The 14,782-nt window shown below is 72.1% G+C and carries 15 protein-coding genes and 1 pseudogene; 8 read left to right on the forward strand and 8 right to left on the reverse strand.

Annotation, left to right across the window (positions count from 1 at the left end):
* Positions 1-97 precede the first annotated feature (97 nt).
* A complete protein-coding gene (locus tag OHA81_RS01825) occupies positions 98-925 on the reverse strand; it encodes an oxidoreductase (protein WP_329192045.1) in 828 nt (275 codons plus the stop codon).
* A 106-nt stretch (positions 926-1,031) separates the two neighbouring features.
* Here OHA81_RS01825 and OHA81_RS01830 point away from each other — a divergent pair, with 106 nt between their 5' ends.
* Complete coding sequence (locus tag OHA81_RS01830) at positions 1,032-1,355, forward strand: MerR family DNA-binding protein (protein WP_329192047.1); 324 nt, start codon at positions 1,032-1,034, stop codon at positions 1,353-1,355.
* A gap of 107 nt (positions 1,356-1,462) precedes the next feature.
* Here OHA81_RS01830 and OHA81_RS01835 read toward each other — a convergent pair whose 3' ends face one another.
* Together OHA81_RS01835 and OHA81_RS01840 are read right to left on the reverse strand one after the other, a co-directional pair.
* Positions 1,463-3,919 (reverse strand): FtsX-like permease family protein, encoded by a 2,457-nt coding sequence (locus tag OHA81_RS01835; RefSeq protein WP_329192049.1) that lies wholly within the window; start codon positions 3,917-3,919, stop codon positions 1,463-1,465.
* Complete coding sequence (locus OHA81_RS01840) at positions 3,913-4,668, reverse strand: ABC transporter ATP-binding protein (RefSeq protein ID WP_329192051.1); 756 nt, start codon at positions 4,666-4,668, stop codon at positions 3,913-3,915. Before OHA81_RS01840 ends, OHA81_RS01835 begins: the two co-directional genes overlap by 7 nt.
* 198 nt (positions 4,669-4,866) lie before the next feature.
* On the opposite strand from OHA81_RS01840, the gene OHA81_RS01845 reads away from it, so the two are divergent.
* The 4 genes from OHA81_RS01845 (at position 4,867) to OHA81_RS01860 (ending at position 8,590) form a co-directional block, all read left to right on the forward strand.
* Entirely contained in the window at positions 4,867-6,138 is a 1,272-nt protein-coding gene (locus OHA81_RS01845; protein WP_329201946.1) for a sensor histidine kinase, read from the forward strand.
* Positions 6,102-6,770, forward strand: a complete 669-nt coding sequence (locus OHA81_RS01850) for a response regulator transcription factor (RefSeq protein WP_329192053.1) — start codon at positions 6,102-6,104, stop codon at positions 6,768-6,770. Before OHA81_RS01845 ends, OHA81_RS01850 begins: the two co-directional genes overlap by 37 nt.
* 493 nt (positions 6,771-7,263) lie before the next feature.
* A complete protein-coding gene (locus tag OHA81_RS01855; protein ID WP_329192055.1) occupies positions 7,264-7,941 on the forward strand; it encodes a helix-turn-helix domain-containing protein in 678 nt (225 codons plus the stop codon).
* A gap of 184 nt (positions 7,942-8,125) precedes the next feature.
* Positions 8,126-8,590: a hypothetical protein gene (locus OHA81_RS01860; RefSeq protein WP_329192056.1), complete on the forward strand. Its 465-nt coding sequence runs from the start codon at positions 8,126-8,128 to the stop codon at positions 8,588-8,590.
* A 33-nt stretch (positions 8,591-8,623) separates the two neighbouring features.
* On the opposite strand, the gene OHA81_RS01865 is transcribed toward OHA81_RS01860, so the two are convergent.
* A complete protein-coding gene (locus OHA81_RS01865; RefSeq protein ID WP_329192058.1) occupies positions 8,624-9,148 on the reverse strand; it encodes a hypothetical protein in 525 nt (174 codons plus the stop codon).
* Between the two features lie 1,034 nt (positions 9,149-10,182).
* Between OHA81_RS01865 and OHA81_RS01870 the strand changes: the two are divergent.
* Positions 10,183-10,293, forward strand: a pseudogene (locus tag OHA81_RS01870) (hypothetical protein); the annotation flags it as partial.
* A 128-nt stretch (positions 10,294-10,421) separates the two neighbouring features.
* Here OHA81_RS01870 and OHA81_RS01875 read toward each other — a convergent pair.
* The 4 genes from OHA81_RS01875 to OHA81_RS01890 all read right to left on the reverse strand — a co-directional run bounded on the left by OHA81_RS01875 (position 10,422) and on the right by OHA81_RS01890 (position 13,711).
* A complete protein-coding gene (locus OHA81_RS01875) occupies positions 10,422-10,772 on the reverse strand; it encodes a VOC family protein (RefSeq protein ID WP_329192060.1) in 351 nt (116 codons plus the stop codon).
* Positions 10,773-10,798: 26 nt separating this feature from the next.
* Positions 10,799-12,100 (reverse strand): NAD(P)/FAD-dependent oxidoreductase, encoded by a 1,302-nt coding sequence (locus OHA81_RS01880; RefSeq protein WP_329192062.1) that lies wholly within the window; start codon positions 12,098-12,100, stop codon positions 10,799-10,801.
* A 225-nt stretch (positions 12,101-12,325) separates the two neighbouring features.
* The gene (locus OHA81_RS01885) at positions 12,326-12,697 is read right to left on the reverse strand and encodes a UBP-type zinc finger domain-containing protein (protein WP_329192063.1); all 372 of its coding nucleotides are present in this window, start codon (positions 12,695-12,697) and stop codon (positions 12,326-12,328) included.
* Between the two features lie 54 nt (positions 12,698-12,751).
* Entirely contained in the window at positions 12,752-13,711 is a 960-nt protein-coding gene (locus tag OHA81_RS01890; RefSeq protein ID WP_329192065.1) for a helix-turn-helix transcriptional regulator, read from the reverse strand.
* A 56-nt stretch (positions 13,712-13,767) separates the two neighbouring features.
* On the opposite strand from OHA81_RS01890, the gene OHA81_RS01895 reads away from it, so the two are divergent.
* Both OHA81_RS01895 and OHA81_RS01900 read left to right on the forward strand, forming a co-directional pair.
* Positions 13,768-14,235, forward strand: coding sequence for a hypothetical protein (locus OHA81_RS01895; RefSeq protein ID WP_329192067.1), 468 nt, complete (start codon positions 13,768-13,770; stop codon positions 14,233-14,235).
* Positions 14,232-14,780: an NIPSNAP family protein gene (locus tag OHA81_RS01900; RefSeq protein WP_329192069.1), complete on the forward strand. Its 549-nt coding sequence runs from the start codon at positions 14,232-14,234 to the stop codon at positions 14,778-14,780. Before OHA81_RS01895 ends, OHA81_RS01900 begins: the two co-directional genes overlap by 4 nt.
* Positions 14,781-14,782 lie beyond the last annotated feature (2 nt).

A 14,782-nucleotide genomic window follows, 5' to 3' on the forward strand; every position in this document is an offset into this window, starting at 1 on the left:
TCAGTGGACACCGCGAAACCCCCTTGAAGGTGAATGACGTTCACCACGGTAGGTGAACGTCGTTCACCTCGCAATGCGGTTCGCCGGCTGCGATGGCTCAGATGCCGGTGGACAGCGCTACGGGGCGCCATCCGTCGAGTTCACGTCGCACGAGGTCCAGCTTCGCCTCGACGCGGTCGACCGCATCCGCGCCCAACTGCAGGCGCAGCGGCGGCTCCGCGGCCTCGGTGACGTCCACGATGGCCTTCGCTGCCTTCGCCGGATCTCCCGGCTGGCGGCCGTCGTTCCGGGCCAAGGCCTCGCGCACCGGTCCCGCGCCGGTGACGTAGTCGGCGATCGAGGCCGGTTCGACCTGCAGGCTCGCGCTGTTGAGGAAGTCGGTACGAAAGCCGCCCGGCTCCACGATCGTGACGCGGACGCCGAGCGGTGCGAGCTCGCCGTGAAGCGCCTCGGAGATGCCCTCGAGGGCGAATTTCGACGCGCCGTAGAGACCCACGCCCGGAGCGGTGGCGAAGCCGCCCACAGAGCCGATGTTCAGGACATGTCCGGATCGCTGGGCGCGAAGCGTCGGCAGGGTGGCGCGCAGCGTGTTCAGCACACCGAACACGTTGACGTCGAAGAGAGCCCGGGCTGCCTGATCGGAGACCTCCTCGACGGCGCCCACGAGGCCGTAACCGGCGTTGTTCACCACGATGTCGATCCGACCGAACTCCGCCAGGCCGGCTCGCACCGCAGCGGTCAGCCGGCTCTCGTCGGTCACGTCCGCGCTCAAGGCCAACAGTCCGGCCGGCTTGTTCGGGTACGCATCGAGAACCGACGACACATCCCTCGCCGTGGCGATGACGCTGTGCCCTCGGTCCAGCGCCTCGCGGGTGATCTCCGCGCCGAGCCCGCGCGATGCACCGGTGACAAACCACACGCTCATGTTCTCCCTTTCCTGATCACCCGGTTGGGCAACAGCTCGACGTTAGAACCTAGAGTCGGGTCTAGATCAACTGCACGAGGGGAGTCGCTCATGGACCTGAGCATCGGTGAAAGACGTGGAGTGGCTGGGGATCTGCACGAAGCTGCGCTCTTCCGGTATGCCGCTGGCGACGATCCGTCAGTACGTCGAACTGGCCCGCCAGGGACCGGGCACCGAACGCGATCGGCTGGAGTTGCTGCGCCGGCACGTCAACCACGTGGAGGCGCAGATCCAGGAGTTGCAGGAAGCGTTGGACGTGATGCGGTACAAAGTGCGGATCTACGAGGACCACCTCGTCCGTGGCGAAGCCGACCGTCTCTGGAACCCGTCCCACCCGAGCGCCGCGCAGGCCGGCCCTCACCAGGAGCGCCATCCGTCAGAGGTCACGTGATCATCCGGTCGGGACGGGGTCCGATGCTCCCTCCCGCCAACGGGAAGGATCCCTGGGCCTGTGATCCACGAGGTGTGCATCCGGGCGAGCCGGCGCCGGAGCAGACGTCACTCGCGCACTCCGGCCAGCTGCACCGCCTTGTGACGCAGGAAGAGGCCGGCCGGAGCGACCGCCGAGATCACGGCTAGGACCGCGCAGGCGCCCAGGGCCGCCGCGAGCGTCGCCCACGGGATCTCGATGGGCGTCCGCACCGAGAGCAGGCCCAGGGCGCTCCACATGCCCATCAAGTTGAGCCCGGCGACCAGCGCTCCCAGCAAACCGCCGACGATGACCACCATCAGCGCCTCGGCGCCCACCAGCCACAGCACCTGCCACCGGGTGGCGCCGGCCAGCCGCAGCACGGCCAGCTCGCGGACCCGGTCGGAGGTCGCCATGACCATCGTGTTGGCCAGCGAGATGCCGGCGTAGAAGAGCGCGATCCCGAGGACCAGGAAGAAGCCCATCCGGGTCGTCCGGTTGGTCTCGGGGTACGTCGCCCGCACCCAGGCGTCCCTGGTGAGCACTTCCCCGCCCGAGGCACGTACCGCCTGACGCAGACCGGCGGCGACGGTGGCCGTACCGGCGCCGTCCGCGAGGCGTACATCGACCCGGTCGACGACCGCCTCGGCGGCGTTGCGCGGGGTGACGTAGACGCCGTTGTTGCCGGTGCCGATGGTCATGACCGCAGCGATCTTCAGGGACTTCCTCGTGCCGTCGCCGAGCCACACGTCCACCCGCTCTCCCACGGTGTGCTTCTCCCACTCCTCGTTGACGATGATCGAGTCGTCGTCCAGATCGCCCGCCTTCCCCGCGGCGAGCGGGAGACGAGCCGTTGCCGCGAGCGGTTCCGGCTCGACGGCTCTGGCCTCGGACCTGATGAGCGACACACCGTCCTCCAGGGTGTACACGGCGCTCGACGAGCTCGCCGAGACCTCGGCACCGGACACGGCCCGAAGCCGCCGCAGCGTCGCCTCGTCGAAGCCGGCTCTGCCCGCCGGAGTGACCACGAAGTCGGCGGCAGTCCGCTCGCGCACCTCAGCGGCCTTCGCCTCGTTGAGGGTCGCGGTGGCGCCCAGCAGTGAGCCCGCCAGCGCGACCGTGACCAACACCGGCGCCGCGACGGCTGCGGTGCGGCGCACCCCGGCAGCGGCGTTCTCCCGTACCAGCATCCCGGTCGCCCCCGGCAGTTGGGCGGGGGCCCAGGCGATCAGCCGGGCCAGTGGCCCTGCCAGCACCGGCGCGAGCAGCGCGACGGCTGTGATCAGCAGCATCGGCCGGCTCACGTAGGTCTTGCGCTGCAGCAGGTCGCCCGGTTGCGTCACCAGGGCCAGTACCAGCGTCACCGCGGCGGTGATCAGCAGGGCCGCGCCGAACAGCCAGCGGCCCCGTGTCATGGGCCGGGTGTCGACCGACGCCTCGCGCAGTGACTCGGCGGGGCCGGTGCGCCCCGCCCGCCAGGATGCGGCCAGCACGCCGCACAAGGCCACGAGCAGGCCCGTCCAGAACGCCATGTGGTACGGCCAGGTGTAGTCGCCGATGGTGAACCAGCGGGGCGCAAGACTCTCGTGGACCGCCCACGCGGCGAGCGCGGGAGCCCCGTAGGAACCGAGCACACAGCCGGCGGCCGAGGCGAGCGCACCGACCGCGAGCGCCTCGGAGACGACCATGCGCCGGATCTGGCCCGGGGTCGCCCCGGCGGTGCGCAGCAGCCCGAACTCGCGGCGCCGCTGGGCCACTGCGAACGCGAAGGTCGAGGACACCACGAACACCGACACGAACCCGGTGACGCCGCCGGCCGTGCCGAACATGGCGTTCATCGCGGTGAGGGCCTCGCTGTCCCGGTCGGGGTCGGCATCGGCATACCGGCGCGCGCCCCCGGTGAGGACCTGGACGCCTTCGCTGCCGCGCACCGCCTCGCGCACGGCCGCCGCATCGGCGTCGACCACGAGCTGGAGGCTGCGCGGCGACAGTTCGGCAGCGCGGGTATCGGTGTAGAACACGGCGTTCTCGAAGCCGAGCCCGGCCGCGGTGCCGACGACGCGCAGCGTGCCGCCGTCGGTCCGCACCCGGGCGCCCGGACGGGCCCAGTCACCGCTGACGACGACCTCGTCCGCGGCCCGGGGCCCGCGTCCCGCGGTGAGCCCGTACGGCGCGAAGGCCGCGGTGGACCAGGGGTGGCCCACCAGATCGGCGGGCCCACCCTCGGCCCGCACGGCGAACGACCGGTCCTCGACGACGGTCCCGAGGGCGCGCAGCTTCGCGACGGCGTCGTCGGGCACGGCTCGCGGCTGCGCGAGCTTGTGGGTGCGGTCGCCGATCGAGGTGGAAACCTCGAGGCTGTCCTGGCCCTTGACGACGACCGGCGCGGCGGCGAACCGCTCCGGCCCTCGGTCGGGAGCGTCCAGCGAGGACGCCAGGGCCAGCCCCATGACGGCGATCAGCGCCACGCCCAGGGAAAGAGCAACGAAACTGGCCACGAAGGTCACCCAGCGGGTGCGTAGGGTGTGCAGGGTGGTGCTCAGCACGACACCGCCTCCAGCGTGGTCATGCGAGCCGCGATGTCCTCGGCGGAGACGCCGATCAACTCGTCGTTGACACGGCCGTCGACGAGGAAGACCACGCGGTCGGCGTAGGAGGCGGCCACGGGGTCGTGGGTGACCATGATGATCGTCTGGCCGTCCCGGTCGACCATGCCGCGCAGCAGGGTCAGCACCTCACCGCTGGTCTGCGAGTCGAGCGCGCCGGTCGGCTCGTCGCCGAACAGCACTTCGGGGCGGGTGATCAGGGCGCGGGCCAGAGCGACCCGTTGCTGCTGACCACCGGACATCTCCGTCGGCCGGTGCCGCGCCCGGTCGCCGAGTCCGACCTGTTCGAGCACCTCACGCACCTGGCGCTTCTTCGGACGGCGGCCGGCCAGCCGCAGCGGCAGGGCCACGTTCTGCTCGGCGGTCAGCGAGGGCAGCAGGTTGAACGCCTGGAACACGAAGCCGATGCGCTCACGGCGCAGCAGGGTCAGCTTGGTCTCGTTCAGCCTGGTCAGCTCGGTGTCACCCAAGGTGACCGAGCCCGACGTGGGCCGGTCCAGGCCTGCGGCGCACTGCAGCAGGGTCGACTTGCCGGACCCCGACGGGCCCATCACGGCGGTGAAGGTCCCCCTCTGGAAGGCCAGCGTTACCTCGTTCAGGGCGGTGACGGACGCACCGCCCGTGCCGTACCGCCGCGTTACCGAGTGCAATCGGATCGCGTCATTGGTTCGGATTGCTTCCTTGGTCATCTGTTCCCCACCAGTGCCTTCTCCCGGGCTCGTTGCTTCCTCCACGAAACCGCGGAAGCCCCGGGTAGCGCAGTACGGCCCGAACGAGACTTGGGGTAGTGCCAGGCCTACCCCCGATAGGGACCCTGGACCGATGGCACCGGACCGGTGGGGCCACTTACGGTCATGCACATGCACCCTCGGAATGTGTGGCAGGCCATGTCCCGGCCGAACTTCCTGCTGTCGGCCTGGCCTTGGCGCTCCGCCGCGTATCTGCTGACCGGCGCGATCACCGGCGTCGCCGCCCTGCTGGTGATCGTGACGCTGGGCACGCTCTGTGGTGCGCTCGCCATCGTCTTGGTGGGGCTGCCACTGCTCGTCCTGGTCTGCCTCATCGGCATCCCGGTGGCCGAGGTGGAGCGGCGCAGACTGCGCCTGGTCCACCGCGATCCGGTGGCCGGCCGGCACCAAGTGCCCGCCACACCGGGACTGTGGGCCTGGCTGACCACCCGGATTCGCGAACCGGGGACCTGGCGGGAGCTCGGGTACGCCGTGCTGTTCGCCGGGCTGCTGTGGCCGATCGACGCCCTGGCCCTCACGGTCGCCCTGCTCTTCCCCCTGTCCGTGGTTGCCACCCCGCTGCTGATGGCCACGGTCGGCGACGGTCACGAGGCGAAGGTGCTCAAGCTGTGGACGGTCACCACCTGGCCAACCGCGTTCGGCGTCGCCGTACTGGGCCTGCTCCTGACGGGTCTGGGCGCTTACGTGCTCGGCGTCACGGCGGGCGCCCGCGCCGAGCTGGCCCGGCTGCTGATCGCCTCCCGCGAGGGCGAGCTCGACGCCGAGGTGGTCGAACTGGGTCGCTCCCGCGTCCGGTTGGTCGAAGCCTTCGAGGCCGAGCGGCGCCGTATCGAGCGCGATCTGCACGACGGCGCCCAACAGCGCCTCGTGGCACTGACGATGGCCCTCGGGCTGGCCCGCCTCGACGCCCCGCCCGGCCCGCTCGCCGACCAGCTCACCAGGGCCCAGGAGGAGGCGGGCAAGGTGCTCGCCGAACTGCGCGAGCTCATCCACGGCATCCATCCCAAGGTCCTCACGGACTACGGCCTTCCCGCTGCGGTCGCCGACGCTGCCGACCGCTGCGTGGTCCCCGTCGACGTCGCCCTCGAACTGTCGGGCCGGCCACCCCGGGCTGTCGAGTCCGCAGCGTATTTCGTGGTCCGCGAGGCGCTGGCAAACGTCGCCAAGCACAGCGGGGCCGACTGCGCGCAGGTGGGCGGAGGTCATCGCGCCGGACGCCTGTTCCTTGAGGTACGCGATGACGGCTGCGGCGGCGCAGACGCCTCGGCAGGCAGCGGCCTCACCGGTCTCGCGGACCGGGTGTCCGTCCTGGATGGCAGACTTGCCCTGACCAGTCCGCCGGGTGGACCTACTCTGTTGCGTGTGGAGTTTCCTTGCGAGTTGACCATGGCGGCCGACCGCTCCGCGTAGTTCTCGCCGAAGACAGCGTGCTGCTGCGGGAGGGGCTCATCGGCCTGCTCAGCCGCTGCGGCCACGAGGTGGTGTCGGCCGTCGGGGACGCGCAAGCACTGGTCGCAGCGGTCGAACAGCAGGCACCCGACATCGTGGTGACGGATGTACGCATGCCGCCCGGCTTCCAGGACGAGGGGCTGCACGCGGCAGTGCGGCTGCGCGAGCAGCGCCCCGCACTCCCGGTCCTGGTCCTCAGTCAGTACGTGCATCGGGCGTACGCCGCCGAACTCCTCGACTCGGGCGACGGATCAGGCGTCGACTACCTGCTCAAGGACCGGGTCGGCCAGGTCGAGGACTTCGTCGAAGCGCTGCACGAGGTGGCGGACGGCGGGACGGTGGTCGACCCCGAAGTGGTGCGCCAGTTGCTGCGCCGCCGCCGCGACCCGTTGGAACAGCTCACCCCGCGCGAACGAGAGGTGCTGGCACTCATCGCCGAAGGCAGGTCCAACGGCGCGATCGCCAAGCAGCTGGTGGTCTCCGAAGCGGCGATCGGCAAGCACATAGGCAACATCCTCACCAAGCTGGACCTACCTCCGACGGACAAGACCCACCGCAGGGTCCTGGCCGTCCTCACGTACCTGCGGGCATGACCCGTCGAGAGCACCGGGCCGCCACGCCCGACTGACGTAGGCGGCAAGGTACGCGGCGGCACAAGTGCGTTCCCCTCGGCGGCGGAGCCGGCGTGCAGCCGGGTGAAGCGCGGCGGGGCTGCTCGCGCCTCCCTCCAAGGAGCTGCCGGCACCGTTTCCGTCCGGCCCGTCGCGCCTGGTCCCGGCACCGCGAGCGGCGGCACGCCGCGAAACGCTTCATCCCGGGCACCGTCCGCGTCATCATGGGCGGTGCCCGGGTCGTGCCATCGGGGGACCACGGCCGGGTGGAGAAGTTCCGGGGGGAACCGTGTCCGCGTCCGCGCGCTCGCACGCACCGCACCAGCCGGCAGTGGCCGGCACCGCAAGGGTCTCCGGGGGCACGGCCGCGGGGGCGGCCGCTGCCGGGAGCGGTTCCGGGTCCGGCGCCGGAGCGGGAACCGGGTCCGGCGCCGGCTCCGCCGTGGGCCCTTCGGGGCCGGTCCGGGGGCGCGGCGTGCTCGAAGGGGCCTTCGCCCTGCTGGAAGCCCTCCGCCGGCGGGAGGACGGAGCGGGGGTGACCGAACTGGCCCTCGTCTGCGGGGTACCCAAAGCCTCCGTCCACCGCCTCCTCGACCAGCTCATCTCCCTGGGCGCCGTCGAACGTTACGGCGCCCGCTACCGGTTGGGGGCCCGGCTGTACCGGATCGGGCAGGCCTGGCAGCCCCACCCGGGGCTGCGGGAGGCCGCCCGTCTCCCGTTGCACCGGCTGCGGGCGGCGACGGGGGCGAGCGTCGTGCTCACCGTGCTGCACGAGGACCTCGCGCTGACGGTGAGTTCGGTGCCGGGGGCGCTGGAGCCGGTGCTCCCGGTGCGCAACGGCAGCGGTTTCCCGCTGGACACGGCCGCGGGGCGCGCCCTGCGCGGCCCCTCCCGGCCTGGCCCGGTCCTCGACCGGGAGGAGGTCCGGGCAGGGGTGTGCTGCGCCGCGCTTCCCGTGCGGGCCCCCGACGGCTCGGTGGTGGCGGCGCTCGCCGCGTTGGTCCCCGCGCCCGGCCCGGCCGGATCCGCCCCGGCGGGGCAGCCGTTGGACCGCCTGGCGCAGGGCGTGGCCCAGGCCGGCGCCGCCATCACCAGGCGCCTCGCCCGCGCTCCGCAGCGCCCGTCCGCTCTCCCGCCGGGCCTGCTGCGCTGACACCGCAGGCCCGGCCGGCGCCTCCCCGTGGCCGGCGCGCCTCCCCTTCGTACCGCGGCTCACGCGTTCCACTCAGCGGAACGCGCGTAGATCCGGGGCGGGTTGACGGCGCACAGTGGGGATGTGCCGGGGGGCCGGCACACCGGGGTCACCGCAAAGGTGACACGACACACGGGGGTACACCATGAGCCGCAACACCGTACGCTTCGCAGCCGCCGGCCTGCTCGCGCTCGGCAGCCTCGCCGGCTTCGCCGGGACCGCTCAGGCCGAGCCGATCGATTACGTCCGGATCGAGTTGCTGGAGCTGACCTGCCACCAGCAGAGCGAGGGCGACCACGACGAGGCGTACATCAAGATCACCGACGCGAACGGCAACCAGGTCAAGGTCTGGCCCGGCAGCGCCAAGTACCAGACCATGGGTACCAATTACCTGCGGTCGCTGAGCGACGCGAACGGCAACGCGGCACTCGTCCTGGGCAAGCAGCAGGCACGCACGCTCACGCTGTGGGACTACGACTCGACCAGCTCGGACGACAAGCTGGGTGCGACCCTGGTCACCGGCAGCGAGGCGAACGGCGAGGTGCAGTACCGGTCGCTGGAGGGTTCCGGCGGCGTGTACACGATCGCCTACCGGGTGATCGACATCTGACCCGGCCCGCCGCCGGCGGCGGGGCGTGCCGCGTCAGCGGTAGTCGTCGGGGTGGCCCTGCATCCAGGTGTTGATCTCGTCGCGGGTGGCGATCAGCTCGGTCTGGTGCTTCTTGAGGTTGTCGAAGGACCGGTCGCCGCCGAGCGTCGCGTCGAGCTTTTCGATCAGCGCGACCGGCTCGGGGAAGTGGCCGGGGCCCTTCGGGTCCGCCTTCATGGCGCGGTCCATGCGGTGGAGTTCGTCATGGACCCGCCCCAGGAAGTAGGCGCAGTTGCCCGGGGTGCACGCTTCACCCAGGGTCGCCTGGAGCCCGGCGAACGCGTCGCGGACCTTCTCGGGCCCCGGGGTCCCGGGGCCCTCGGACGGCGCGGGGCCCGCCGACGACGCGGGGCCCGCGGAAGCCTCCGAGGACGCCGAGGGCGGTGCGGCCGTGCCGGCCCCGGCCACGGCTGCGCCGGGAGCGCCGGCGGGCTTGTCGTCCTTCGGGACCGTCGTGCAGGACACACAGACCGCGGCCAGGACCGCGACCGCGGCACGGCGCAGCAATGGGTTGAGCATGGGTTCCCCCCGTGATCGGCTGAGCAGCCGACCCTACCCGCTCCAGCGCGGGCTACGGGGGGCTCACGCACGCTCCGGGAACGCCCAGCGGGCAGGCTTGCCGCGCCCGCCGACCTCGCGCTCCAAGGGCGCAGCCCCTCGCGGGCTCGCTCCGGTGCGCACGGTGCTGCCCTACGAGGCGCGAACCCTGCTCGACCACGCCGACCGCGTCCGGATACGCGGGATCGCAGCAACCGGCGCACGGACCCTCACCGTCGGCATCCCGGGCAACGGCACCGACCCGGGAACGGCCAGAACGGCCGCCGCCTACCGCCGAACCCGCACCGGCACCGGCACCGGCACCGGCACCGGCATCCACGCCCGCGACACCGGTTTGACCGACCCGACGTGGTCGGACTGCGCGCCGGACGCGGTCGGCTTGGCCCCGCTCGGACGGGGCATGCCCGCGGAGTTCACCGTGGTCCCGCTGGTCGGCGTGGCGCCGAGCCCAGCGGTGGCGGTCCGCGACGAAGGAGACATCGCGACCCGGCCCGCGCCGCAGACCACACCCCACCGGCCAGCAGACGCGGGAGCGCAGGGGGAACGCGGAGTAGCGCGGGATCACCGGAGTGGCCCTCGACCTCCTCACCGGCTCGTACCCGGACGCCTCCCCCTCCGCTGCGGCCTCGTCCCCCATACCGGCGCGGGCAGCCGGTTCCACCGGGCCCCGTGGTCGGCGGTGCGTCGCGCGCCTGGTAAGCCGCGCCGCGGGACACGCCAGGTACAGCGCTCACGCGTACGGCCGACCCGGGATGCGGGGCGGGACCCCGCGGTGAAGCCTGGTGGCGTCATTGAGGCGAGACGGCTCGAAATCGCCAAGGGTCGGGCCGGCTGCCACCTGAGGGTGAGGTGGCCGGGGACAGCCACGATCGCACCAACCGGGGCACAGAGGTGACGGGGAGCTGATACCTGGCTGTGACTGCGACGGCGGTGAAGCCCAGTCCGACGATCAGTCGCTGAGCCGAGAAGCGGAGCTTGGCCAATCCCTCGGCCATCTGTCCGAAGCCGTCGAAGTCCGGTCCGGTGAGTTCACCGACCGGGTGACGTCCATGGCCCTCAGCCCGGACGGACGCACCGTCGCCACCGGCAGTTTCGAGTGCACGGTCCGCCTCTGGGACGCGGCGACGGGCAAGACCCGCACCACACTGCTCGGACATTCCGACGCCGCGACGGCTGGCGTACCTGCGGGGCCGATCGGTCGGCCCCGTGTGTCCGTGAGCCGCGCGCTGCGGGATCACAAGCCTCGGGCGACGGGGTGCAGCGGTTCGTACAGCGCAAGTTCGGCGCCACTGGGAAGACGGACCGCGGTCAGTCTGCCCCAGCGCTGTTCGTTGACGGGGCGGGTGATCTCCACGCCCTTGGCCCGGAACTCACCGAGCTGGGATTCGAGGTCGTCGCACATCAGGTAGAACTCGTGCCGAGGTGGGCCCTCGGTCGGGTGCACGGCCACTTCGGACGGGGGCGTCTCGAAGATGAGCCAGCCGCCGCCCGCGTCGACACCGGGGAAGCCGAGGACGTCACGGATGAAGGCGCGGTCCGCCTCGGCGTCGTGGCTGTAGAGGATGACGTGTACACCGTTGATCATGGCTCGCCCCTGTCCGCTCTACGTCCTCACGGTCCCCTCCCGGCATCCTGGCACGCCGGGAGGGGAAGATCTCCCGCCGACCCGCCCCGGCGCCCCAGGTCGCGCAGTACCACCCGGGCGGCGCGCGCGCCGGAGGCGAGCGCGCCCTGGACCGAGCCGGTGGCGCGGTGGTCGCCGCACACGTACCGGCCAGGCGCCGTGCGCGTGGTCCGGGTGAGCGGCTGCGGCGGCGTCATCGCGGGCAGCGCGTCCTCGATGGTGCGGACGGTCAGCAGGTCCCAGCCGTCCGTGTCCGTTCCGTACGCCTCGCCCAGCGCTGCGCGGAGCCGGCCCTCACGCCCGGGCACGTCCCGGCCCAGGACCGATGTGGCGATCAGGGCGTGGCCGGGCGGGGCGTAGGCGGGGACGACGTCGCTGAGGACACATGTGTTGAGGAAGCGCCGACGGGTGTCCACCAGCAGCGTCGGCTCGCCCAGCGGAGACCGGGGCGCGACGTGGTAGTACGTCGTCACGATCCGGTAGGCGGGCAGGGCGACCTCGGGCAGCAACGCCCGCACGCCCCCGGGGCCGGTGGCCACCACGACTGCGCGCGCCGGGATCTCCTGGCCCGCCGTGGTCAGTGCGCCGTCGTCCGTGAGCTCCGCCACGGCGTGCTCCAGCCGTACGGTATTGCCGGGGAGGGCGGCCGCGAGGGCCTGCGGGACCGCCCCGATGCCGTCGGTGGGCAGGCACAGCGTGCCGCGGATCATGCTCCGCCAGACCAGGTGGAACATCCGTGCGGAGGTCACCAGCTCGTCCTCCAGGAAGACGCCCGACAGGAAGGGGCGGAAGAACCCCTCTACGAACGCTTCGGAGATGCCGGCGTCCGCGAGTGCGGTGCGGGTGGTGGTGTCCGCGAGCCGTTTGATCCGGCCGGGGGGCAAGAGTGCGTCACGGGCGGACAGCAGGCCGAGGGCGACCAGGTCGCGGGGACCGGCGAGGCCGCCCCCGACCAGGCCGGGCAGCGTGCGCGCGCGGCGGGTGGGGTCACAGAAGCGGAGCCGGCCGGAGGGACCGTGGACGAGTGCGCCCGGGGTGAAGGGCCGCAGCCGGAGATCCTTCAGGACGAGCCGGCGACGGACCTGGGGGTAGGAGGTGTTGAACACCTGGAACCCGCGGTCCACCACGAAGCCGGCGACCCGGTCGGAACGCATTCTGCCGCCGACCGCATCGCCGGCCTCCACCACCCGGACGCCGACACCTGCCGCCAGCAGGTCCCGGGCGCACGCGAGCCCGGCCAGGCCGGCCCCGACGACCAGCACGTCCGTCGCGTCCAAAGTTGTGGACACACGATCACCTCTCCTACCCGCCGGTGCGGCCCGCGCCGCTCGTCAGCAGCGACCGTCCACGCTTTGACCTCCACCTGCCCTTCCCCGTTTCCGGCGCGAGCGGATGCAGCACGCGAAGGCGTGGCGGGCCGCGTGGCGGTCAGCCCTGGCTCAGCGGGGCGTACGCGCCCCAAACCGTCAGGGATCCCGCCCGACAGGGATCCCACCCGTCAGGGATCCCACCCGTCAGTGGTGGCGAACGAGGAAGACCTCGTCGACGAAACACCAGGCCCAGGGCTCGTCGGGGTCCAAGGACATGACCACGGGGTGTCCCGTCTGCGCATGGTGGGCGTAGGCGTGCCGGCCACGGGAGCTGTCGCAGCATCCGACGTGCCCGCAGGCCGCACACCATCTCAGCCCGGTCCAGGTCCAGCCGAGGGCGCGACAGTGCGTGCAGACGTCGTGCGGCGTCTCCGGGGAGGCGGGCAGCGCCGCCCCATGGGAACAGGTACGCCCCTGCGGGCGCCCGCCGTCGGGTGACACCGCCCAGGAGCAGGGCGGGGGCGAGGCGGAAGGCTGCCGGCGCAGGCCGTCAGGATTCCGGTCCGTGCGGGCCATACGGGCTCCTTCCGGCCTGGGGTGGGGGCAGCGGCCGACCTTGCTGCCTCCAGCCTATTGCGCGAACGAACCGGTCCGTAGGGGGCACCCTTGGTAGCGGACGGCCAAGGTCCGTACGGTCTCGGCGACGCGGTCGCGGAGTTCGGCCGGAGCCATGACCTCGATGTCGCTGCCCAGCCGCAAGAACTCCCCATGGGCGTGGTCGATCGATTCGATGGGCACCCGGGCCTCCGTCCACCCGCGGCCGTCGGGTGTCACGCCGAGACGGCGGGCGCCCTCCGGGGTGAGCCGTACCAGAGCCTCCCCGGTGTGGAGCCGGTCTTGGAAGTCGATCAGATAGCCGTTCCAGTACGCGGCCAGGTCGAACCCGTCCGGGACGGCGCACTCTTCTTCCAGGGGCCGTAGTTCGTCGATCTGGTCGACGCGGTAGGTACGGATCCCGAACGGCCCGCCCGCGACCACGTACCAGCGGCCCGCCTTGAGTACGAGCCCGTACGGCTCCACCCGCCGCTCGATCTCCTCCGGCGCCCGCCAGCGCCGGTACCGCAGGACCACCGCCCGTCGCGCCCACACCGCGGCGGCGACCGCGGCAAGGTGCGGCGTACTGTCTGCGCCGCCGTACCAGCCGGGAGCGTCGAGCAGGAAGCGTTCCTGGATCCGCCCGGCGTGCTCGCGCAGCTCCGCCGGAAGGGCTGCCCGCAGCTTGAGTTGGGCGGTGGCGAGCGCTTCACCGAGGCCGAGCTCGGCGGCGGTGCCCGGGAGCGCGGCGAGGAACGCGGCCTGCGCCTCGTCGGCGGTCAGTCCGGTGAGACGGGTCCGGTAGCCCTCCAGCAGCCGGTAGCCGCCCAGGTGGCCGGCGTCGCCGTACAGCGGGATACCGGCGGCGCCGAGCGCCGCGACGTCCCGGTAGACCGTACGCACGGAGACCTCCAGTTCCTCGGCCAGCTGCTGGGCCGTCATCCGGCCCCGGGTCTGGAGGAGCAGCAGCAGGGTGACCAGTCGGCTCGCGCGCATGCCGCTCAGTATCCACTGACAGTGGATGTCAGGGGAACGTCCCTAGCCTGCGGTGCATGGACGACTTCGACTTCCTTCACGGCTGCTGGGACGTGGCCAACCGCCGTCTCACCGCACCTCTCGGCTCAGGCCCGGCCACCTGGGTGGAATTTCCCGGCCATGCCGTCGTACGGTCGCTGTTCGGCGGGGCCGGCAACATCGACGAGCTCAGCCTCCCCACCCTCGCCCGCCAGGGCGTGACCCTACGACTGTTCGACCGCGAGCTGGAGCGCTGGTCGATCCACTGGTCCGACAGCCGGACCGGCCGGCTGGATCCGCCGGTGGTCGGTGGCTTCACGGGTGACCGCGGCGACTTCCACGGCGAGGACACCTACGACGGCCGCCCGATCCGGGTGCACTTCACCTGGTACCGCCTCGGCCCGGACGCCGCCCGCTGGGAGCAGGAGTTCTCCGGCGACGACGGCCTCACCTGGGAACTCAACTGGATCATGGACTTCACGCGCACCGCGGCGGCCGGCGCATGAGCATCGTCGAACTCCGGCAGTACACGCTGCGCCCCGGCACCCGGGAAACACTGATCGAGCTGTTCGAGCGCGAGTTCGTGACCGGTCAGGAAGCGGTCGGCATCGCGGTCGGCGGCAGGTTCCGCGACCTTGACGACCCGGACCGCTTCGTCTGGCTGCGCGCCTTCCCCGACATGCGGCACCGTCGGCGCTCGCTGGAGGCGTTCTACACCGGCCCGGTCTGGCAGGAGAACCGCGACGCGGCCAATGCCACCATGATCGACAGCGACGACGTCCTGCTCCTGCACGGCCCGGGCTTCACACCGCACTCGGGCATCCGCGAGGTGATCGCGACCGTCTGCCGGCCGTCCGGAGCAGCCGCCTTCGACGCGTACGCAGCCCGGCACCTGGATCCGGGCCATGCGCTGCACCGCACCGCACACGTCGAAAACGACTACCCGCGCCTGCCCGTGCGGACCGGGGAGGACGTCCGGGTCTGGTTCGGTCCGGCCGAGCCACTACCCTGGCCGATCCGGCAGCTGCGGCTGGAGCCGGTGACGGCGTAGCC

The sequence above is a fragment of the Streptomyces sp. NBC_00667 genome, from assembly GCF_036226825.1.
Classification (GTDB): Bacteria; Actinomycetota; Actinomycetes; order Streptomycetales; family Streptomycetaceae; genus Streptomyces.

Bases quoted from the DNA above. Each gene is read 5' to 3' on its own strand.
- OHA81_RS01890 (WP_329192065.1), bottom strand. From the start codon at position 13,711: ATGCGCGCGAGCCGACTGGTCACCCTGCTGCTGCTCCTCCAGACCCGG.
- OHA81_RS01825 (WP_329192045.1), bottom strand. From the start codon at position 925: ATGAGCGTGTGGTTTGTCACCGGTGCATCGCGCGGGCTCGGCGCGGAG.
- OHA81_RS01845 (WP_329201946.1), top strand. From the start codon at position 4,867: ATGTCCCGGCCGAACTTCCTGCTGTCGGCCTGGCCTTGGCGCTCCGCC.
- OHA81_RS01865 (WP_329192058.1), bottom strand. From the start codon at position 9,148: ATGCTCAACCCATTGCTGCGCCGTGCCGCGGTCGCGGTCCTGGCCGCG.
- OHA81_RS01895 (WP_329192067.1), top strand. From the start codon at position 13,768: ATGGACGACTTCGACTTCCTTCACGGCTGCTGGGACGTGGCCAACCGC.
- OHA81_RS01875 (WP_329192060.1), bottom strand. From the start codon at position 10,772: ATGATCAACGGTGTACACGTCATCCTCTACAGCCACGACGCCGAGGCG.
- OHA81_RS01885 (WP_329192063.1), bottom strand. From the start codon at position 12,697: ATGGCCCGCACGGACCGGAATCCTGACGGCCTGCGCCGGCAGCCTTCC.
- OHA81_RS01860 (WP_329192056.1), top strand. From the start codon at position 8,126: ATGAGCCGCAACACCGTACGCTTCGCAGCCGCCGGCCTGCTCGCGCTC.
- OHA81_RS01840 (WP_329192051.1), bottom strand. From the start codon at position 4,668: ATGACCAAGGAAGCAATCCGAACCAATGACGCGATCCGATTGCACTCG.
- OHA81_RS01900 (WP_329192069.1), top strand. From the start codon at position 14,232: ATGAGCATCGTCGAACTCCGGCAGTACACGCTGCGCCCCGGCACCCGG.